This is a genomic window from Stackebrandtia nassauensis DSM 44728, from assembly GCF_000024545.1.
GTDB classification, from domain to species: domain Bacteria; phylum Actinomycetota; class Actinomycetes; order Mycobacteriales; family Micromonosporaceae; genus Stackebrandtia; species Stackebrandtia nassauensis.
Genome location: NC_013947.1, coordinates 6,272,216 through 6,290,526 on the forward strand (window position 1 = coordinate 6,272,216; position 18,311 = coordinate 6,290,526).

General features: G+C 66.7%; 17 protein-coding genes, 3 tRNA genes and 1 pseudogene. 12 read left to right on the forward strand and 9 right to left on the reverse strand.

What is annotated here, in order from left to right; genetic code table 11:
• Window positions 1-34 precede the first annotated feature (34 nt).
• Window positions 35-874, reverse strand: a complete 840-nt coding sequence (locus SNAS_RS29255) for a mechanosensitive ion channel family protein (RefSeq protein ID WP_013021110.1) — start codon at window positions 872-874, stop codon at window positions 35-37.
• 75 nt (window positions 875-949) lie between these two features.
• Window positions 950-1,540 carry a dCTP deaminase gene (dcd, locus tag SNAS_RS29260; protein WP_013021111.1) on the reverse strand — a complete coding sequence of 197 codons (591 nt, stop codon included), beginning with the start codon at window positions 1,538-1,540 and terminating at the stop codon, window positions 950-952.
• 90 nt (window positions 1,541-1,630) lie between these two features.
• Here dcd and SNAS_RS29265 point away from each other — a divergent pair.
• Window positions 1,631-1,704, forward strand: a tRNA-Gly gene (locus SNAS_RS29265).
• Window positions 1,705-1,789: 85 nt separating this feature from the next.
• Here the strand turns inward: SNAS_RS29265 and SNAS_RS29270 are convergent.
• A complete protein-coding gene (locus SNAS_RS29270) occupies window positions 1,790-2,521 on the reverse strand; it encodes a C39 family peptidase (protein ID WP_013021112.1) in 732 nt (243 codons plus the stop codon).
• A 74-nt stretch (window positions 2,522-2,595) separates the two neighbouring features.
• The gene (locus SNAS_RS29275; protein ID WP_013021113.1) at window positions 2,596-3,099 is read right to left on the reverse strand and encodes a GNAT family N-acetyltransferase; all 504 of its coding nucleotides are present in this window, start codon (window positions 3,097-3,099) and stop codon (window positions 2,596-2,598) included.
• Between the two features lie 224 nt (window positions 3,100-3,323).
• Between SNAS_RS29275 and SNAS_RS29280 the strand changes: the two genes are divergently transcribed.
• Entirely contained in the window at window positions 3,324-4,442 is a 1,119-nt protein-coding gene (locus SNAS_RS29280; protein WP_013021114.1) for a PP2C family protein-serine/threonine phosphatase, read from the forward strand.
• A 445-nt stretch (window positions 4,443-4,887) separates the two neighbouring features.
• Window positions 4,888-6,738, forward strand: coding sequence for an acyl-CoA dehydrogenase (locus tag SNAS_RS29285; protein WP_013021116.1), 1,851 nt, complete (start codon window positions 4,888-4,890; stop codon window positions 6,736-6,738).
• Between the two features lie 70 nt (window positions 6,739-6,808).
• On the opposite strand, the gene SNAS_RS29290 is transcribed toward SNAS_RS29285, so the two are convergent.
• The gene (locus tag SNAS_RS29290) at window positions 6,809-9,592 is read right to left on the reverse strand and encodes a transglycosylase domain-containing protein (protein ID WP_013021117.1); all 2,784 of its coding nucleotides are present in this window, start codon (window positions 9,590-9,592) and stop codon (window positions 6,809-6,811) included.
• 5 nt (window positions 9,593-9,597) lie between these two features.
• Window positions 9,598-10,062, reverse strand: coding sequence for a DUF5318 family protein (locus SNAS_RS34560; protein ID WP_013021118.1), 465 nt, complete (start codon window positions 10,060-10,062; stop codon window positions 9,598-9,600).
• Between the two features lie 211 nt (window positions 10,063-10,273).
• Here SNAS_RS34560 and SNAS_RS29295 point away from each other — a divergent pair, with 211 nt between their 5' ends.
• The 4 genes from SNAS_RS29295 (at window position 10,274) to SNAS_RS29305 (ending at window position 12,520) form a co-directional block, all read left to right on the forward strand.
• Entirely contained in the window at window positions 10,274-10,870 is a 597-nt protein-coding gene (locus SNAS_RS29295) for a PadR family transcriptional regulator (protein ID WP_013021119.1), read from the forward strand.
• Window positions 10,871-10,903: 33 nt separating this feature from the next.
• On the forward strand, window positions 10,904-11,983 hold the full coding sequence (locus SNAS_RS29300) for an inositol-3-phosphate synthase (protein ID WP_013021120.1): 1,080 nt from the start codon (window positions 10,904-10,906) through the stop codon (window positions 11,981-11,983).
• A gap of 162 nt (window positions 11,984-12,145) precedes the next feature.
• Complete coding sequence (locus SNAS_RS36025; protein WP_013021121.1) at window positions 12,146-12,295, forward strand: hypothetical protein; 150 nt, start codon at window positions 12,146-12,148, stop codon at window positions 12,293-12,295.
• 134 nt (window positions 12,296-12,429) lie between these two features.
• Window positions 12,430-12,520 (forward strand) — tRNA-Ser (locus SNAS_RS29305).
• Between the two features lie 36 nt (window positions 12,521-12,556).
• On the opposite strand, the gene SNAS_RS29310 is transcribed toward SNAS_RS29305, so the two are convergent.
• A complete protein-coding gene (locus tag SNAS_RS29310; protein ID WP_013021122.1) occupies window positions 12,557-12,967 on the reverse strand; it encodes a VOC family protein in 411 nt (136 codons plus the stop codon).
• A 235-nt stretch (window positions 12,968-13,202) separates the two neighbouring features.
• Between SNAS_RS29310 and SNAS_RS36405 the strand changes: the two genes are divergently transcribed.
• Both SNAS_RS36405 and SNAS_RS29315 read left to right on the forward strand, forming a co-directional pair.
• Window positions 13,203-13,334, forward strand: a complete 132-nt coding sequence (locus SNAS_RS36405) for a DLW-39 family protein (RefSeq protein WP_013021123.1) — start codon at window positions 13,203-13,205, stop codon at window positions 13,332-13,334.
• A gap of 97 nt (window positions 13,335-13,431) precedes the next feature.
• Window positions 13,432-13,504: transfer RNA gene (locus tag SNAS_RS29315), tRNA-Ala, on the forward strand.
• Window positions 13,505-13,550: 46 nt separating this feature from the next.
• Here the strand turns inward: SNAS_RS29315 and SNAS_RS29320 are convergent.
• Window positions 13,551-14,186, reverse strand: coding sequence for a TetR/AcrR family transcriptional regulator (locus tag SNAS_RS29320; RefSeq protein ID WP_013021124.1), 636 nt, complete (start codon window positions 14,184-14,186; stop codon window positions 13,551-13,553).
• A 75-nt stretch (window positions 14,187-14,261) separates the two neighbouring features.
• Here SNAS_RS29320 and SNAS_RS29325 point away from each other — a divergent pair, with 75 nt between their 5' ends.
• The 3 genes from SNAS_RS29325 (at window position 14,262) to SNAS_RS37375 (ending at window position 17,643) form a co-directional block, all read left to right on the forward strand.
• The gene (locus SNAS_RS29325; protein WP_013021125.1) at window positions 14,262-15,704 is read left to right on the forward strand and encodes an MFS transporter; all 1,443 of its coding nucleotides are present in this window, start codon (window positions 14,262-14,264) and stop codon (window positions 15,702-15,704) included.
• Window positions 15,705-15,712: 8 nt separating this feature from the next.
• On the forward strand, window positions 15,713-16,930 hold the full coding sequence (locus SNAS_RS29330; protein WP_052305186.1) for an FAD-dependent monooxygenase: 1,218 nt from the start codon (window positions 15,713-15,715) through the stop codon (window positions 16,928-16,930).
• 65 nt (window positions 16,931-16,995) lie between these two features.
• Window positions 16,996-17,643 carry a maleylpyruvate isomerase family mycothiol-dependent enzyme gene (locus SNAS_RS37375; protein ID WP_013021127.1) on the forward strand — a complete coding sequence of 216 codons (648 nt, stop codon included), beginning with the start codon at window positions 16,996-16,998 and terminating at the stop codon, window positions 17,641-17,643.
• A 27-nt stretch (window positions 17,644-17,670) separates the two neighbouring features.
• Here SNAS_RS37375 and SNAS_RS37380 read toward each other — a convergent pair.
• A pseudogene (locus SNAS_RS37380) lies at window positions 17,671-18,279 on the reverse strand (TetR/AcrR family transcriptional regulator C-terminal domain-containing protein); the annotation flags it as partial.
• Window positions 18,280-18,311 lie beyond the last annotated feature (32 nt).

Here is an 18,311-nt window from a genome sequence, read left to right on the forward strand (position 1 = left end):
TTCGGGCCCGCTCTAAGAAGAGTTCCCGCGTCGCTCAGGCGCCGGTCGGCGGCTGTGGCGGCTGCTCGGTCGGCGGCGTGTAGTACTGCTGCCCGCCACCGGTCTGCTGCTGGTACTGCTGCTGTTGCTGCGTGTCCGCGCCCTCCTGGCTGTACTGCTGGGACGTGTACGCCTGCTGCCCGAACTCGGGGCTGGACTGCCGGTTCGACATCTGCGTCTTCAGGTTCCCGGCCTCGGCCTCGGCGCTGTTGAGGATCCGCTCCCAGCGCGACCGCATCGGCGCGATCAGACCGCCACCGACACCCACGACGACGACCCCCGCGATCATCGCCAGGACGGTGATCAGCACCGGCATGGTCACGGTCGTGGCCACCCCGATCTGGTTGAGCGCGGCAACGGCGGCGATCGCGATGATCATCACCTGCGCGACCCGCGCCAACGGGCGTCCATAGGAGACCGACGACATGGCGCTGGAGACCAGGTCGAAGACCATGTTGGCGATCGCGAACGCGACGACCATGATGATCAGCGCGACGAACACCTGCGGCAGGAACGCGATCACGGAGTTGATCATCGTGCTGACCGGGTTGGTGCCGAACCAGCCGAAGCCCAGTTGCAGCGTGAACAGCCAGACCGCCGCGTAGACAAGCAGCCCGACCATCTCGCTCATGGTGTACTTGCCGGTGAAGCGGCGCAGCCCGCCGCGCTCCGCCGCTCGATCCAGTCCGACGCGGGCCAGCAGTTTCGTGACCACCTTGCGCAGGACCTTGGCGACGATCCAGCCGATGATGATCGTCGCCACAAAGACCAGCGCCGTGGGCAGGAAGCCCGCGATCTGGTTCATCAAAGTCTGGAAACTCTGTGAAATATCCATGCCGGGGACGCTAGTAGCGATTCGTCCGTTTCGCGGCATTTTTCCGAATATTATGCGAGGCCGCCCCCGCCCGACTCACTGCCCGTCGTAGACGGTGGGCCAGGTCTGCCAATTGCGATAGGCCCGACTGGCCGTCGGCCCACGCTGCCCCTGATACCGCGACCCGTACTCGGCGAACCCGTAGGGATGCTCGGCCGGCGACGACAGCTTGAACAGGCACATCTGCCCGATCTTCATACCGGGCCACAGCGAGATCGGCAGGTTCGCCACATTCGACAGTTCCAGGGTGATGTGCCCACTGAACCCCGGATCGATGAACCCGGCGGTCGAGTGCGTCAGCAACCCCAGCCGCCCCAGCGAACTGCGCCCCTCCAACCGCGCCGCCAGATCGTCGGGCAACGTGATGACCTCCAACGTCGAGGCGAGCACGAACTCCCCGGGGTGCAGCACGAACGACTCACCCTCGTCCACCTCCGACAGCGAGGTCAACTCGTCCTGCTGCTTCGACGGATCGATGTGGGTGTACTTCTGGTTGTTGAACACCCGGAACCACCGGTCCAAGCGTACGTCCACACTCGACGGCTGAATGAGCTCCGGAGCGAACGGCTCCACCCCCAGCCGCCCGTCCTTCATCGAAGCGACAATGTCCCGGTCCGACAGCAACATGCCCGAGAGCCTACCCAGGGCCAGATCACGGTAATCACCCCCGGACCCGCATCGCCCAACCCGCTCCGATTGGTTAAAGTAGGACCCCACGCGAATGTAGTTCAATGGCAGAACATCAGCTTCCCAAGCTGAATACGCGGGTTCGATTCCCGTCATTCGCTCCACGGAGAACGCCGAGGCCGAAACGGCCTCGGCGTTCGTGTTGTCGTCGGGTGTATCGGCTGCGCACCGGTACCGGGTTGGCGCGGCTCAGGCCGAGTAGCCCTTCGGCGGGATCAGCGTGGACAGCTGGTGGAAGGTCAGCCAGTAGATCTGGTAACCGCTGAACGAGGCGGAGTCGCCGATCAGCACCGTGTTCTGGTCCGAGTTGTAGCCGATGACCGAGAAGTAGTGGTAGATGGTCTGGTCGGGTGGGTAGCCGGGCGGCTGGTTGCCGGGCGGCGCGACGATGTTCGCCACGATCGCGAAGCCGTTGTCGATGTCGGCGGTGACGTCCGCCCACAGTTTGTCGACCTGCCCCTGCGTGGGCGGGTCGTTCGGCATCTCGATGGTGTAGTAGGTGCCGGTGTCGATGCGGTTGTTCATGACCGTCGTGACCTGGCTGATGTGGTCGGTGCCGCCCTCGTGGGTGCCCAGTTCGGCGGCGAGGGTGGCTTGGTTGGGGACCTCGACGCGGGCCGACAGGGCTATGCGGGTGGCGGCGGGGCCGCACCAGTAGCCGGTCTCCTGGACCTGGTAGTCGACTTCGAGGACCTTCTCGACCTTGGTGTCGACGCGTTCGGTGCGCAGCACCGGGAACTTGCTGTTGCGTCCACTGACGACCTTGGTGGCGACCTGGACGCCGTTGGAGCCGGCCGGGGCCGGTTTGACCGGCGAGACGCCGTTGGTGGTCGGGGTGCTGGCCAGCGCGGTACCGGCGGTCATCAGACCACCCGCGACGGTCAGACCGATCGCGCCGGTGAGCATGGTTCTTCTCTTCATGGGGCTTTCCTTCACTCGGGGGTGAGGTCAGCCTGCCATGATCATCTGCCAGGTAAAAGGGCGTGAAAGCGTTTTCAGGCGGCGGTTGTACCGGTTTTGTGGGTGAGGTGTGGATTGTGGCCGGAAAGTGCCTTGCCCAGGTGTCGCGCACCCTCCTCATTGGCGTAGAAGCCGAAGGGTTCCACGGGCGCGTAGCCCAGCGACGCGTACAGTGCCAGCGCCTCCGGCTGTTCGGTGCCGGTCTCCAGGATCATCCGGGCGCGACCGGCCGCGGCGGCGTTCTCCTCCAGCAGCGCCACCATGGAGCGGGCCAACCCCAGGCCACGGGCGGTGTCGACGACGTACAGGCGCTTCATCTCGGCGTCGGACTCGCCGTGGGAGCGCCAGGCGCCGCTGGCCACCGGTTCGCCGTCCAGGTAGGCCACGAAGAAGGCACCGTTGGGAGGTACGAAATCGGCGGCGGCCAGGACGGTCTCGTCCCCGCCGCCGTATCGGCGGTGGTATTCGCGTTGCACCGCCGTGTTGAGGTGCCGGACAACCTCACTGTCATATGATTCCAGCCGAAACTCGGGTCGCACCGATCCAGCATGCCATCGTTTCGGGGGCTCGTCATGGTCGTTTCGCTCACGGGTCCTTACCGCACTTCAGCCCGTGAACAGGGCGGAAGTCAACATTACCTATCCGTTCGGCCAAAGAAATAGCGCCGAAACGCCGGGGCACAATCTGATGCAATGCGGCCGCTGTCAAGGCATGCTGTGGATGGCAGGTGCTATTCACATACTTTCTTTCAGGCGCGACAACGATGGCTAAGAACGGTGCTCCCTGGCTGGTGCGTGCTGACGCGCGCACCAGTCTCGGCGCTGCCATCGTTCTTCTCGTCCTTATCGTCATCGTCGATCTGGCGGCCGGGCCCGGCCCGGATGTGCCGTCGCTGTTGGTGCTGCCGCCCTTCATCGCCGCCGCCTTCGCGGGCTGGCGGCCGGTCGCGGCGCTGGGTGCGGTGTGCCTGGCCCTGGGCGCGATCCTGATCCTGACCGGCGATCAGGAGCTGTCCGAGATCCCGATGCCGCTGTTGATGGACCTGGCCACCCTGGTGGTGTCGGCGGGCAGCGCGGTGGTCGTGTCGGTTGTCCGGCAACGACAGCAGCGCCGTTGGTCGGCGCTGTCGCGGCTGGCCTCGGTGGCGCAGCAGGCGGTGCTGCGTCCCATCGGGCCCATCGTGGGGCAGCTGGAGCTGGCCGGACGGTACGTGTCGGCCAGCGATCACGCCGACATCGGCGGTGACCTGTACGAGGCGATCGACACGCCCTACGGTGCCCGGCTGATCATCGGGGACGTGCGCGGCAAGGGGCTGCCCGCGGTGCGGCTGGCCTCGACGGTGCTGGGTTCGTTCCGGCACGTCGCCTACGAGCGCTCGGACCTGCGCACCGTGGTGTCCGATCTGGACCGTGCGGTGGCCCGGGGCGCCGGGGACGAGGACTTCGTCACCGCGGCGTTCCTGGAGATGCGCGGCGGCATCCTCACGATACTCAACTGTGGACATCCGCCGCCGCTGTTGTTGCGGCAGGGAAAGCTTGAGCCGCTTGAGCCTCCGGCCGCCGCGCCGCCGCTGGGGTTCATGCCGGTGGCCAAACCGCTGACGGTGCGGATGGAGCCGGGCGACCGGCTGCTGCTGTACACCGACGGCCTGGCCGAGGCCCGCCGGGACGGGGTGTTCTTCCCGTTGTCGGAACGCGCCTGGGCGCCGTTGGGCCACGGTTCCATCGTCGACGCGCTCGCCTCGCTGGAGAGCGCACTGCGCTCCTGGGTGGGCGGGCCGCTGGGCGACGACATCGCGCTGATGCTGGTGGAGTACATCGGTTCCGACTCCGACGCGGGCACCAGCTGGCACGACGACACCTCCGAAACCCTTGCCGTCTAAGAGGACCAAGGGCGACGGCCATGACCGAGGCCGCCGCCCGCGAAAGGTCAGGCGCTTGGGGGGATCCGCTGAGTCTCGGGATCGTCAGCGGCGCGATGCCCCTGGTCATTGCGCGGGAATCGGTGTCGTCCTACGTAGGACCGCCGGGTCAGGGCCCAGCTCATCAGGAGCTTGACGAACATCGTTATCGCCCTCCTCTTCTTCTGGCCGGGGGTGGCGATCGGCGGGGGCCACGCCTCACCACGCCTAGACGGTGGCCGCCGCCGATCACTTCCCCCTCACCAGAAACAACGAACGGGCCCACAGATGGTGACGGTCATCAATGTGTCAGCTATCCGACAAATGGCCGCAACTCCCGCCCCATACGTCCCAGGTTCCGGGTCCCGGGTTGCCGAAGTTACCGGTCGGTAATAAGCTTGTGTTACTAAGCAGTAGGAGGCTGGGAATGACCCACTACAAGAGCAACCTGCGTGACCTCGAGTTCAACCTCTTCGAGGTGTTCGACACCGCGAGCACCATGGGCAAGGGGCTGTACTCCGACATCGACGAGGACACCGCCAGGGACATCCTGCGAGAGGTCTCGCGCATCGCGGAGAAGGATCTCGCGGAGCCGTTCGAGGATTCCGACCGCAATCCGCCGGTATTCGACCCGGCCACCAACAGCGTCACCTTGCCGGAGGGCTTCAAGAAGGCCTACCGCACGATGATGGAGTCGGAGTACTGGCGCCTGGACGTGCCACCGGCGCTGGGAGGCACCAACGCGCCGCGCACCCTGTGGTGGGCCTTCGCCGACATGGTCCTGGGGTCCAACCCGGCGCTGTGGATGTACGCCGCGGGCCCGAGCTTCGCGCACACGCTGGAGCGCGAGGGCACCGAGGAGCAGAAGAAGTGGGCGAAGCTGTTCGCCGACAAGCAGTGGGGCGCCACCATGGTCCTCACCGAGCCGGACGCCGGTTCCGACGTGGGCGCTGGCCGCGCCAAGGCCTACCAGCAGCCGGACGGTTCCTGGCACATCGAGGGCGTCAAACGGTTCATAACCTCGGGCGAACACGACCTGACCGACAACATCATCCACTATGTCCTGGCCCGTCCGGTCGGTGTGGACGGTGTCGGCGGACCGGGTACCAAGGGCCTGAGCCTGTTCGTGGTGCCGAAGTTCCACTTCGACGCGGAGACCGGCGAACTCGGCGACCGCAACGGTGTCTACGCCACCAACGTCGAGCACAAGATGGGGCTCAAGGTCTCCACCACGTGTGAGCTGACCTTCGGCGAGAAGCATCCCGCCAAGGGCTGGCTGATGGGCGAGAAGCACGAGGGCATCCGGCAGATGTTCCTCATCATCGAGTACGCCCGGATGATGGTCGGCTCCAAGGCGATCGCGACCCTGTCGACGGGTTACCTCAACGCGCTGGAGTACGCCAAGTCCCGCGTGCAGGGGGCGGACCTGCTGCGGTCCACCGACAAGTCCGCGCCGCGGGTGACCATCACCAACCACCCGGACGTACGGCGCTCGCTGCTGATGCAGAAGTCCTACGCCGAGGGCCTGCGGGCGCTGGTGTGTTACACCGCGTCCTGGCAGGACAAGCAGCGCATCGCCGAGGACGCCGGCGACGCCGAGACCGAGAAGCTGGCCGCACGGGTCTCCGACCTGCTGCTGCCCATCATCAAGGGCTGCGGCTCCGAACGGGCCTACGAACTGCTCAGCTCGGAATCGCTGCAGACCTTCGGTGGTTCCGGCTTCCTGCAGGACTACCCGATCGAGCAGTACGTCCGCGACTCCAAGATCGACACCCTCTACGAGGGCACCACCGCGATCCAGAGTCTCGACTTCCTGTTCCGCAAGATCGTCAAGGACGGCGGCGTCGCGCTGGGCACCGTCGCCACCGAGATCGGGCAGTGGCTGGGCGCCGACGGCCCCGAATCGCTCAAGGGCATCCGGGCCTCGCTCGGTGAGGCGCTGGAGAACGCGCAGGCCATGCTCGGCTCGCTGGGCACCGCGCTGGGCGCCTCGCAGCAGGGCCAGCCGCGCGAGCTGTACAAGGCCGGGCTGCACTCCCGGCGGCTGCTGCTGGCCATGGGCGACGTCGTCATCGGATGGCTGCTGGGCCGCCAGGCCGAGGTCGCGCAGGCGAAGCTGGACGCCGGTGCCGAGGGCGCCGACGCCGACTTCTACACCGGCAAGGTCGCCGCGGCGAAGTTCTTCGCCGCCGAGGTGCTGCCCCGGCTGCACTCCGACCGCAAGATCGTCGAAGCCGCCGACCTGTCGGTGATGGACGTTCCGGAAGCGGCCTTCTAAGCACCACAACGATGTCGGGCCCGGTCACCTTCACGGTGACCGGGCCCGAGTCGTATCGGACGGCTAACGACTAATACTGCCGATAGTCCTCGCGGATCGCGTAGCGGTGCATGGGTCCGGAATCGTTGGCGCCGTGGTAACCGGCGGGGCGAACCCGGTCTCCGGCCACCCTGTCGTTGCCGGGGCACAGCGGTTCACAGCTCGGATCGCCGCCGCCCTGGCACTCCGGGTCAGCCGGGTTGCAACTGGGCGAGCCGCCGCCCTGGCACTCCGGGTCAGCCGGGTCGCAGCTGGGCGAGCCGCCGCCCTGGCACTCCGGGTCAGCCGGGTCGCAGCTGGGCGTGTCGGTGTCGTCGCCCTCATCACCCTCGTCGCCCTCATCACCTTCGTCGCCACCGCCGACTTCGCTCGGCTTGGAACCGGTTCCACCGGGACCGTGGGTGAAGGCCTTCTTGGTGTTGAACTTCTCGACCTGCACGGCTTGGTCCATGAACTGCGCCCACACGTCACCGGAGATTCCGGCGCCGTAGGCGGGCTGGTTGTTGACGTCCTTGACGCTGCCGTTCTCGTTCTGTTTGTCACCCACCCAGGCGGCCGCGGCCAGTTCGGGAACGTAACCGCTGAAGGAGATCGACGAGTTCTCGTCACAGTCGTCGCCGCAGTCGCGCTCCCAGGTGCCGGACTTGGCGGCGAAGGTCTGGTTGTTACTGGGGAACTTGTTGCCCGGCATGTTCTTGGGACTGACACCCGTGAGGATGTCGGTGACGTCGCGGGCGACGGGGGTGTCCAGCGCCCCGTCCTTGGCCAGGTCCCTGATCGGCTCCACCACTTCGCCGTCGGCGTTGGTGATCTTCTTGATGAAGTGGGTCTCGTGGTAGACGCCCTCGGAGGCCAGCGTCGCGTTGACCGCCGCCATGTCCACAACAGACACCGGGTACTGGCCGAACCCGACCTCGTTGTCCGCGAACCTACGCGGGTTCGGATCGTCCAGCAGTTTCTGAACCTTCTTGCTGTCCAGGTTGAAGGTCTCCGGCTCGAACTCGTCCTCGCCATCACCCTTCTTGACCAGAACCTGCATCTTCTCGACGCCCATTTTCTGAGCCAGTTTGACGATCGTGTTGGCGCCCAGCTCGTTCGCGATCGAGTACATCGGAGTGTTCAGGGACTGACGGGTCGCGTCCTTGAGCGAGATGTTGGGTTCGCTGTTGTCGTTCTCGCCGGCGTTGTTGACCTCACGCTTGGTTTCCGTGAATTCCCTGGGCGATGAACCGTCCCAACGCGACTCCGGCCCCCAGCCGGCGTCGATCGCCGCCGCCACGGTGATCTCCTTGAACGAGGAGCCTGGCGGGTGGAGGGCCTTGGCCTTGTCGTGGTCGGTGCCCTTGTCACTGCCGCCGTAGTACGCCACCACTTCCCCGTTCGTCGGGTTGATGGCCACCAGTGCGGCTCTCAGGTTCTCCTTCTGGTCCTTCATGGCCGAGCCCTTGGACGTGCTGGCGACGTTCTCGGCGATCTTCTGCAGTTCCGGGTTGATGGTGGTCTCGATCTTGTAACCGTCGGACCGGATGTCGCGTTCGTCGAGACCGTAGTTGTCCTCGGCCTCCTCGAGGATCTGGCCGTGGGACACGAAGCCGGTGGGTTCATCGGCTCCGGCGCTGGCCGTCAGACCCTTGATCTTCTCGGTCTTGGGCAGCCCGGCCTCGAGGTACTTCTCCTGCTCGGACTTGTCCAGCCAGCCTTTGGAGACCATGCCCTTCAGGGCGTACTTCCAGCGTTCCTTCAAGCCCTTGTCGGTACCGGCCTTGACCGGGTCGAAGCTGCCGTCGGGCGCCTTCACCTGCGCGAAGATGACCGCGGCCTGTGAGGGGGTGAGCTCCTTGACCGTCTGCTTCTTGCCGAACCAGGCCTTGACGGCCGCGCCGAGACCGTAGGAGCCGCGTCCCATGTAGACCAGGTTGAGATAGTGCTCGATGATCTCGTCCTTGGAGTACTCGTCGTCCATCTTCATGGCCATGACGGCTTCCTTGGCCTTGGTGTAGTAGCCGGTGCCGTCACCGCGGATCTGCGACACCGTTCCCACGTACTGCTGCGTCAATGTGGACGCACCCTGTCGGCTACCACCGGTGACGTTGTTGACGAGCGCCCGCATGACGCCCCAGAAGTCGATGCCGTCGTGTTCGTAGAACTTGCGGTCCTCCATCGCCAGCAGCGCGTACTTGACGTGGGGCGGAACGTCGTTCTTCTTCTCGGCCTTCTTGTTGCCCTCGTGGACGTTGACGAGCGAGCGGTTGCCCTGTTCGGTCCCGATTCGGCCCATCTCCTTGCCGCCCGCGTAGGTGATCTCCGTGTTGCGGTCCAGCTCCGCCTCGATGATCTCCTTGGGCAGTGGAACGTTCTGGAAGAACAGCGTTCCCGCGACGGTCCCGATGCCGAGGAACATGACCATGACACAGGCCAGCGCGATGAGACGACGGCGGCGCTTCTTCTTTTTCTTGGCCTTCTTCATGTCCTCCGATTCCTCTTCGGACAATCCGTTGGGCCGTTTGCCGCCTACCCGGGCGCTTCCCCGCGCCCGGCCCGGCCCGGTGCTGTCGGAACCGGGCACCCGGGCCCGGCCGGACGTCGCCGGTTCGTCGTGGGGAGAGGGGTTGCGGACCGTGTACGGGTCCGACCCGCCCTGCTGGTACGGGTCCGGCTGGGCGTAGTCGCCGTACCCGCCGCCACCGCTGACCGGCCCGCGCTGCTGCGGGGCGTAGTCGTCGTATCCGTCGCCAAAGCCCCGGCTACGGCCCGCGCCGTCCCAGCCGTGTTCCTCGGAGCCACTGCCATAGCCCCGCGATCCATAGTCGCTCATTGTTGTTAGGTATCCGTCCGTATGGGTCGAGACATGTCGCGAGAGGTGTGTCCCACTTCGCCGGGCGAAGCCGGGGAGGTCACACTCGCCGCGGGCTCAGGGGTGGGATTGTCCCTGCCAAGGGCAAACCTGTTTATCAGGTGGTTCCAACCGCAGCCACGGCACACCTCGACGACGTATACGTCGAAGTGGCGGACACTGCGCGCCAGCATCGCCAGTTCGGCTCGGCCGCGCGCCTGTCCTGCGGAGGAACGCAGTTCGTCGCCAAAAATATAGTGCACCAGCCACAGATATTCGCGGCGACAGATCGGACAGCGCTGTGAGGTCTCCTCGCCATGGAACTTCGAGGCGCTGACCAGGTACGGAGACGCGTCGCACACCTCCGCGACATCGACACGGCCCGACTGGACATCGCGCAGCAAACGACGTCGCTGCAGCGAGTAATCCACGTCGGCGGTTGTCAAATGCACGGATCCAGCGTACTTGGCTTGCGCGCCAACGCGATTGACACTGTCCGGCTTATCCGCATTTCTCCGGGTTTTATTGGCCGTTTTGGCCAGCCGGATGAGCCCCCACCTCGACGAACAGTGGGGGAAATTTAAGGTTCGCTATAGGTGAGGTAACGTGTCGATGTATCGGTTCGATACATCGATGTGTCATAGATCATAACGAGGAGGAATCGTGCTGGAGCTGGCGGTGCTGGGTCTGCTGCATGACTCCCCCATGCACGGCTACGAACTCCGCAAGCGACTGACCACGCTGCTGGGGGCCTTTCGCGCCACCTTCAGCTACGGCTCGCTGTACCCGACGCTGCGCAAGATGCGCGAGCGCGGCTGGATCGTGGAGGACGCCCCGGCTCCGGCGGGCGAGGCCCCGCCCCTGACCGGCCGCCGCGGCCGCATCTCCTACCGCCTCACCCCGGAGGGCAAGGAACGGTTCGCCGAACTCATAGCCACCGCCTGCCCCGAAGCCTTCGAGGACACCGGTTTCGGCGTTCACTTCGCCTTCTTCTCGCGCTGTGAGCCCGCCGTGCGACTGCGGGTCCTCGAGGGACGCCGCCGCCGGGTCGAGGAGCGCCGGGAGACCCTGCGCGACACCGTCGACCGCGCCACCGAACGTCTGGACGCCTATTCGCTCGAACTACAGCGTCACGGCCTGGAAGCCTGCGAACGCGAAGTCCGCTGGCTCAACGAGATCATCGCCTCCGAGCAGGCCGGACGGCCACCGTCCGTCTCGTTCGGGGACGACACCAACGAAACACCTGATTCATCGAAATAGCTGTATCTACCTACTAATAGGAGGCATCCGAGAATGGGTACCATCCGCGTCGCCGTTGTCGGTGTGGGCAACTGTGCTTCGTCACTCGTGCAGGGCGTCGAGTACTACCGCGCCGCCGACCCGTCGGACCGGGTTCCCGGCCTGATGCACGTACAGTTCGGCGACTACCACGTCGGCGACATCGAGTTCGTCGCCGCCTTCGACGTGGACGCCAAGAAGGTCGGCCGTGACCTGTCCGAGGCCATGGTCGCCAGCGAGAACAACACCATCCAGTTCTGCGAGGTGCCGCCCACCGGCGTCACCGTCCAGCGCGGCCCGACGCTGGACGGACTGGGCCAGTACTACAACGAGATCGTCGACGAGGCCGACGGCGAGCCGGTCGACGTCGCCCAGACACTGCGGGACGCCCGCGCCGAGGTCGTCATCTGCTACCTGCCGGTCGGCTCCGAGGAGGCGGCCCGCTTCTACGCCCAGGCCGCGATCGACGCCGGTTGCGCGTTCGTCAACGCCCTGCCGGTGTTCATCGCCTCCCGCCCCGACTGGGCCGAGAAGTTCACCGCCGCGGGCCTGCCCATCGTCGGCGACGACATCAAGTCCCAGGTGGGAGCGACCATCGTCCACCGGGCGCTGGCCAAGCTGTTCGAGGACCGCGGCGTCGAGCTGCTGCGTACCTACCAGCTCAACTTCGGCGGCAACATGGACTTCATGAACATGCTGGAGCGCTCCCGCCTGATGTCCAAAAAGATCTCCAAGACCCAGTCGGTCACTTCCCAGGTGCCGCACGAGATGCAGGGCAGCGACGTCCACATCGGTCCGTCGGACCACGTCCCGTGGCTCACCGACCGCAAGTGGGCGTACATCCGCCTGGAGGGCCGCTCCTTCGGCGACACGCCGCTCAACGCCGAGCTCAAGCTGGAGGTCTGGGACTCGCCCAACTCGGCCGGGGTCATCATCGACGCGCTGCGCGCCGCCAAGATCGCCCTGGACCGGGGCGTGGCCGGGCCGGTGGACTCCGCGTCGGCGTACTTCATGAAGTCACCGCGCAAGCAGTACAGCGACCACGACGCCCACCAGGCGGTCGAGGATTTCATCGCGGGCCGGATAGATCGGTGACGGTCGGCCCCGACAAGGCCGTATGCTGCGCATAACAACCCCTCGACGGTCGCTTCGCGAGAACCGTGAAGCGACCGTCACTACTTTTTGGACGGTATTCGCGGAATCTCCCACCGGGCACCCATTTCAGCGGTGAAGTGATCAGAGGCCCGGGCCCACGGCATGGTCAGCTGGGAGGCGCCCGACGCTCCCGAGAACCTGTTCCACAGCTTCACCGTCGAGATCTGGCTCGACGAGGGCAGCCACACGGGTGATACCGCCCACAGGACCGGCTCACAAAGCTGGAAGTTCTACGGTTCGCCACGCGACTGACAACCCCGTCCGCAGCCGTGCCGCGAGACCCGCGGCACGGCTCGGCGTACGCCGCGAACCTCGTTGCGTGCGTTTCAACGCTGCCGGTATGCTCTTGCGGGTCGACGGACGCGCCGTGTCGCTGAACCGTCGCTGGAGGATTCGCCTAGTCCGGTCTATGGCGCCCGCCTGCTAAGCGGGTTTGCGGTTTATCCCGCATCGAGGGTTCAAATCCCTCATCCTCCGCAATTACCGGCCCCTGGATCACGATCCGGGGGTTTCTCATTCGTCCTGATAGAGACAGAACGGATGCCCGGCCGGATCCAACATGACCCGCACGTTGTCCTGCGGCTGGAAATCGGCCTCGACGGCGCCCAGTTCCCGCGCGTGCGCCACCGCGGCGTTCAGATCGGTGACCTCGAAGTCGAGGTGCATCATCATCTGCTGCTCCCCTTCGCGGGTCGGCCACGCCGGGGCCACGTAGTCGTCGGCCTGCTGGATCCCGAGATAGCCGACGCCGTCGAACGGCAGCAGCGCGGCGCCGTCCTCCGATTGTGAGGCGATCTCCCAGCCGAGCAACTCGGCGTAGAACCGGGCCAGCGCGTGTGCGTCCGGGGCCTCGATCACGATGCCCCAGTAGTCGTGGCGCTTCTTGCGGGGGATGTCCGGGTCGAATTTCGCTCGTCCACGCATGGCCTCAGTGTGGCACCGGGGACCGACTTCGCGGGCGATTCCGGTCACCCACAACCATTTCGGGCCAATCCTCGCGTCGGTTCCGGTTTCGGACGAGCTTGGTACTGTGTGGACGCTGTTTCGGGGCCATGGTGGCCGACCCGATTTTTCGACCCAATGTTTGCATTGCCCGGCCCGTGGGTATGCTTATCGGGTTTCACCGGCTGTCTATCGTCTATTTAGGGGGACTGTGCCGATGTGGAAGAAGCTGATCATTCTGGCAGGCGTCATTGGCGTCGCCGCCATCGTCGCCAAGAAGGTCAAGGCGATGAATGAGGAGCGCGCCCTCTGGCACGAGGCAACCACCTCCGCCGAGGACGTCAACTAATTCACGCCGCGTAACTTCGGTTAAGATTTGAGATCTGTGCCGCCCGGGCCACAAGCCTTGTGGCGGCATTACCGGTGCATTGAACCGCACCGGACCCGGGGCCTTAGCTCAATTGGCAGAGCGTCGCTTTTGCAAGGCGAAGGTTAGGAGTTCGATTCTCCTAGGCTCCACAACCGAACACCGGTGACAGTTGTCCTGTCGCCGGTGTTCTTCGTGTTAGCGGTAGGCGCGCAGGAAGACGTCGACCCCGTCGGTGATGATCGCCTCGATCTCCGTCTTCGCGACCGTGCCCGTCGGGTCCTGGTCGGTCTCGTCGAGGACCAGGCGCATGGTGAGGGCGAAGAAGTGCTGCACGGCGCGGCGCGGGTCGCTGATCGTGAGTCGGCCGTCGGCCGCGAGTTGGGCGAACCGCTCCTCCAGGACCTTTTCGGGTTCCTCGTGCGAACGTTCCGGAAGTTGGGGTGCCGCCGCCGTTTTGGCGATCAGGTGCCGGAAGGTGGCGTAGGTCGAGGACGGGATCACGTCGGTCGTCAGTCGTTGGACGAAGGCGAGCAGTGCCTCGCGCAGGTCGCGTTGGTCGGTGAGTTCCTGTTGGACCGCGGCGCGGATGGTCACCAGCAGGGCGTCGTCGACACGGCCGAGGACGCTGCGGTACAGGGACCGCTTGTCTCCGAAGTGGTCGTAGACGGTGCGTTTGGACACCGAGGCTCGCGCGGCGATGGCGTCGACGCTGGTGAGCTCGTAGCCGGAGCTCACGAACAGTTCCTCGGCCGCGTCGAGAATGGACGTTCGCTTGGCCTCGGTCTGTCGGCGTCGGCTCGGTGTCTGCCAGGTCGATGTCGGGTTCGCCACCGTCTCATCGTAGCCTAGCTACACTGCACGGTGTAGTGTGACGCCGGAAGCGCATCACCACGGTGAGGAGAATTCATGCAGGGGAACGGAACCGTCGACATCGACGCTCGACGGAGTACGAGGTGGACCGGGCGGCTCGTCGGTCTGGTCGTCACGCTGGCGCTGGTGAACTTCATGGTCGACTCGGCGATCACCGCGCCGCTGGTCGTACTGCCGGACATGCTCGACTACTTCGACACCGACCAGGCGGCGTGGCTCAACGCCAGCGCGATGCTGGCGGGAGTGATGTGGGCACCGCTGCTGGGCAAGAGCGCCGACGTCCACGGCAAGCGACGGGTGCTGGTGCTGACGTTGCTCATCAGCGGCGCGGGCGCCGTCCTTTGCGCTGTCGCGCCGAACATCTGGGTCTTCGTGCCCGGGCGGCTGTTGCAGGGTGCGGCCCTGGCCGCCATGTTCCTGGCCGTGGCCATCGTTCGCGAGGTGTTCCCGGCGCGGGCCGCGATGATCGTCGTGGGCGTCGTGACCTCCGGGACCGCGGTGCTCAACATCGCCTCACGGTTCCTCGTCGAGCGGCTGGCGGCGGACTTCGGCTTCCACATCCTGTTCCTGATCTCGGCGGGAGTGGCGGCCGCGATGGCGATCTGCGTGTTCGTCGTCGTTCCCGAATCCCGGATCACGACGCCGGGACGGATCGACTTCGGTGGCGCGGTGCTGCTGGGCGGCGGCCTGGCCGGAACGCTCAGCTACATCAGCCTCGGATCGACGTTCGGTTGGCTCGCCCCCGGACCGCTGGCGCTGCTCGTCGTCGGGGCCGCGGCGCTGACGCGCTGGTTCCTGACGTCGAGCCGCAAACCCGAACCGCTGATCGACGTGCGGAACCTGGGCCGACCGCTGGTGCTCACGCTGCTGGTCATCTTCCTCGCCGCCGGTTCGTACCAGAGCATGCTGCAACTCGTCTCGCTCATCGGCGGTGTGTCGACCGGCCAGGATCTGGGCTACGGGCTGGCCGACCAGGGGTCGGTGGCGCTGCTGCTCGCCCTGCCCGCGATCGGCGTCACGCTCGGCGGGCCGGTGTCCGGCGTGTTGGCGACGCGCGTCGGTCCGGCGGCGACGCTGGCCGGGGCCGTGCTGCTGGGAACCGTTGGGACGCTGGGGATGTTCCTCGGGGCGTCGCAGCTGGCCGCCGCGCTGGCGTCGGCGTTCCTGTTGGGGCTGACGGTCGGGGCGCTGGGGACGGCCGGTTTCAACATGGCGGGCAGTCTGGCGCCCGCCGACAAGCAGGGGGTCGTGTCCAGTCTGGTCATGGTCGTGGTCTCGGTCGGCGCGGTGGTCCTGGACTTCGTCGGCACGGCGGTGCTCACCTCCACCGCGACGGTCGTCGACGACGAGACGGCGAACACGGCCCTGGGGGTGTTCAGCTACATCGCGATCGCCACCGTCGCGTTCGCGCTCGCCGCGGTGCTGGCGGTGAAGTTGGCGCGGGGATCGCGACCGGTCGCCGCCGAGTCGAGGAGTTGAGAGAGGACATGGAGGAATTGACAATGGACACGACGTCGACGAGGGGCACGGTTCTGGTCTCCGGCGCGAGCATCGCCGGTCCGGCGGTGGCGTACTGGCTGCGCCACTACGGTTTCGCGGTGACGGTGGTCGAGAAGGCCGGTGCGGTACGGGGCGGCGGGTATCCGATCGACGTGCGGGGCACCGCGCTGGAAGTGGTGCGCCGCATGGGAATCCTTCCGGAGCTGCGACGGGCGCACGTCGAGTCGCGTCGACTGACCTTCGTGGAGGGCGACGGCGACACCGTCGCGTCGCTGGATCCGCAGGCGGTCACCGGCGGGGTCGACGGCCGCGACGTGGAAGTGCGCCGGGGAGATCTGGCCACAGTGCTGTACCGGGCGGTGGCCGAGGACGTCGAGTTCGTGTTCGACGACTCCATCGACACGCTCACCGAGGACGCGCACGGCGTGGACGTCACCTTCCGCAGTGGAATGAAGCGCGGCTTCGACCTGGTCATCGGGGCCGACGGCCTGCACTCGCGGACCCGGGAACTCGTGTTCGGTCCCGAGCAGCGGTTCCACCACTACCTGGGCTACTGCTTCGCCGGGTTCACGATGCCGAACCGTTCCGGACTGTCACACGAGGGCGTGATCTGGAACGACCCCGGACGGGGCGCGGTCCAGTACGCGGTGCGCGACAGCGACGAGCTGCACGGTCTGCTCGTCTTCGCGCGGCCACAACCGCCTTACGAGGCGTTCCGGGATCCGCGGGCGCAGCAAGACCTCGTCGCCGAGACCTTCGCCGACGTCGGCTGGGAGGTCCCGGACATGGTGGCGGCCATGCGACGCGCGGACGATCTGTTCTTCGACGTCGTCAGCCAGATCCGCCAGCCGCGCTGGAGCAGCGGACGGGTGGCGCTCGTCGGTGACGCCGCGTCGGCACCGTCGTTCCTGACCGGGCAGGGCTCGAGCCTCGCGCTCGTCGGCGCCTACATGCTCGCCGGATCGCTTGCCACGCATCGGGATCACGCCGCGGCGTTCGCCGCGTACGAGCGCGACACCCGAGGGTTCGTCGAGCTGAACCAGGCGCAGATCGGCGAGGGTGGCGCGGCGCTGTTCCCGGTCACCGCCGAGGCTTTGGCGCACCGGAATCAGCGGCTGCGCGGCCTGGCCAACCCGCCGTCGCGAGCGGCGAGCACCGGACGGCCCGCGCACACCGCGCTGGAGTTGCCAGCCTTCGCGGCGTAGGTGTCGAAATCGGCCGGTCCCGTTCGACGTACAGGTGAGACTGCCGACAGGGAAGGACGATCACGATGAAGACCTCCGAAGCGCGAACCGGGCTGTGGCCGCTGGTGCACGCGGAACGGGCCGCGCTGGCCAAGGACCTCGCGGGCTTGACGGAAGCGGACTGGGACACGCCGTCGCGGTGCGAGGAGCTGACGGTTCGGGAGGTGCTGGCGCACCTGACCGCGGCGGCGAACCTCACCCCGCTGCGGTGGCTGGCCGGGGTGGTGCGGTGCCGGTTCGACTTCGACAAGCAGGTGGCCATGCGACTGGCCGAGCACCTGGGTTCGTCCGGGGCGGAGACGCTGGCGCGGTTCGACCGGGTCGTTGCCAGTACCCGCAAACCGCCGTTGCCGGTCGTGGCGATGCTGGGCGAGGTCGTGGTGCACGGCGAGGACATTCGCGGACCGCTGGGCATCCACAGCGACCGTCCGATGGAGACGCTCACTCGGGTCGCCGAGTTCTACGCGGGTTCCGACCTGATGTTGCCGAGCCGGAAGCACACGCGCGGTCTGCGGCTGGTCGCCACGGACGGACCGTTCGACAGCGGTTCCGGTCCGCGCGTCACCGGGGGCACGCTGGCGCTGGTCATGGCGATGACCGGGCGGACGGCCTATCTCGACGAGCTCGACGGGGACGGTGTCGAGGTGCTGCGGCAGCGGTACGCGGCCGGGTAACTCACCGGCCAGGGCGGCGGCGGTGCCGTCGACGAGCATCCGCAGGCCGTGGTCGAAGGCGGCGTCGGACAGCAGGCCGCCGCTGTCGCGCAGCGCGGTCAGCAGGGTGGTGGGCGCGTCGGGTGAGGTGGTGTCGAGTCGGCTCGCGGCCGCAGGCCGGTCGGACGGGTGGTTCTGTTCCTGGAGCACGAATCCGTTGACGTACTGGGTGACGGCGGTGATGGTGCGCAGTGCCAGCACCGGCGCGAATCCGGCTTCGACCATGGCGGCCAGTTCCGCGTCGAACTGACGCACGGCGGCGGGGCTGAGGCTGGTGGCGGTGGTGACGATGCGGGCGCCGTCGCGGCAGGCCCGCAGACTGTCGCGATAGGAGCGGGCGCGCCGGGTGAGCCAGTCCTGCCAGGGTTCGCCGGGACCGGGCGGGCCGGGGTGCGCGGCGAGGATGATCGCCTCGGCGATGCCGTCCAGCAGTTCCTGTTTGGTGCGGATGTGCCAGTACAGGGCGGGTGAGCGGACGCCGAGGTCGGCGGCCAGCCGTCGCACCGTCAGACCGTCGAGGCCGACCTCGCCGACGAGTCGGGTGGCGGCGGCGATGAGGGTCTCCCGGGTCAGGGCGGGGCGGTCGTCGGTACTCACGGGTGGAACCTTAGCAGTGCTAAGCTCTCCTT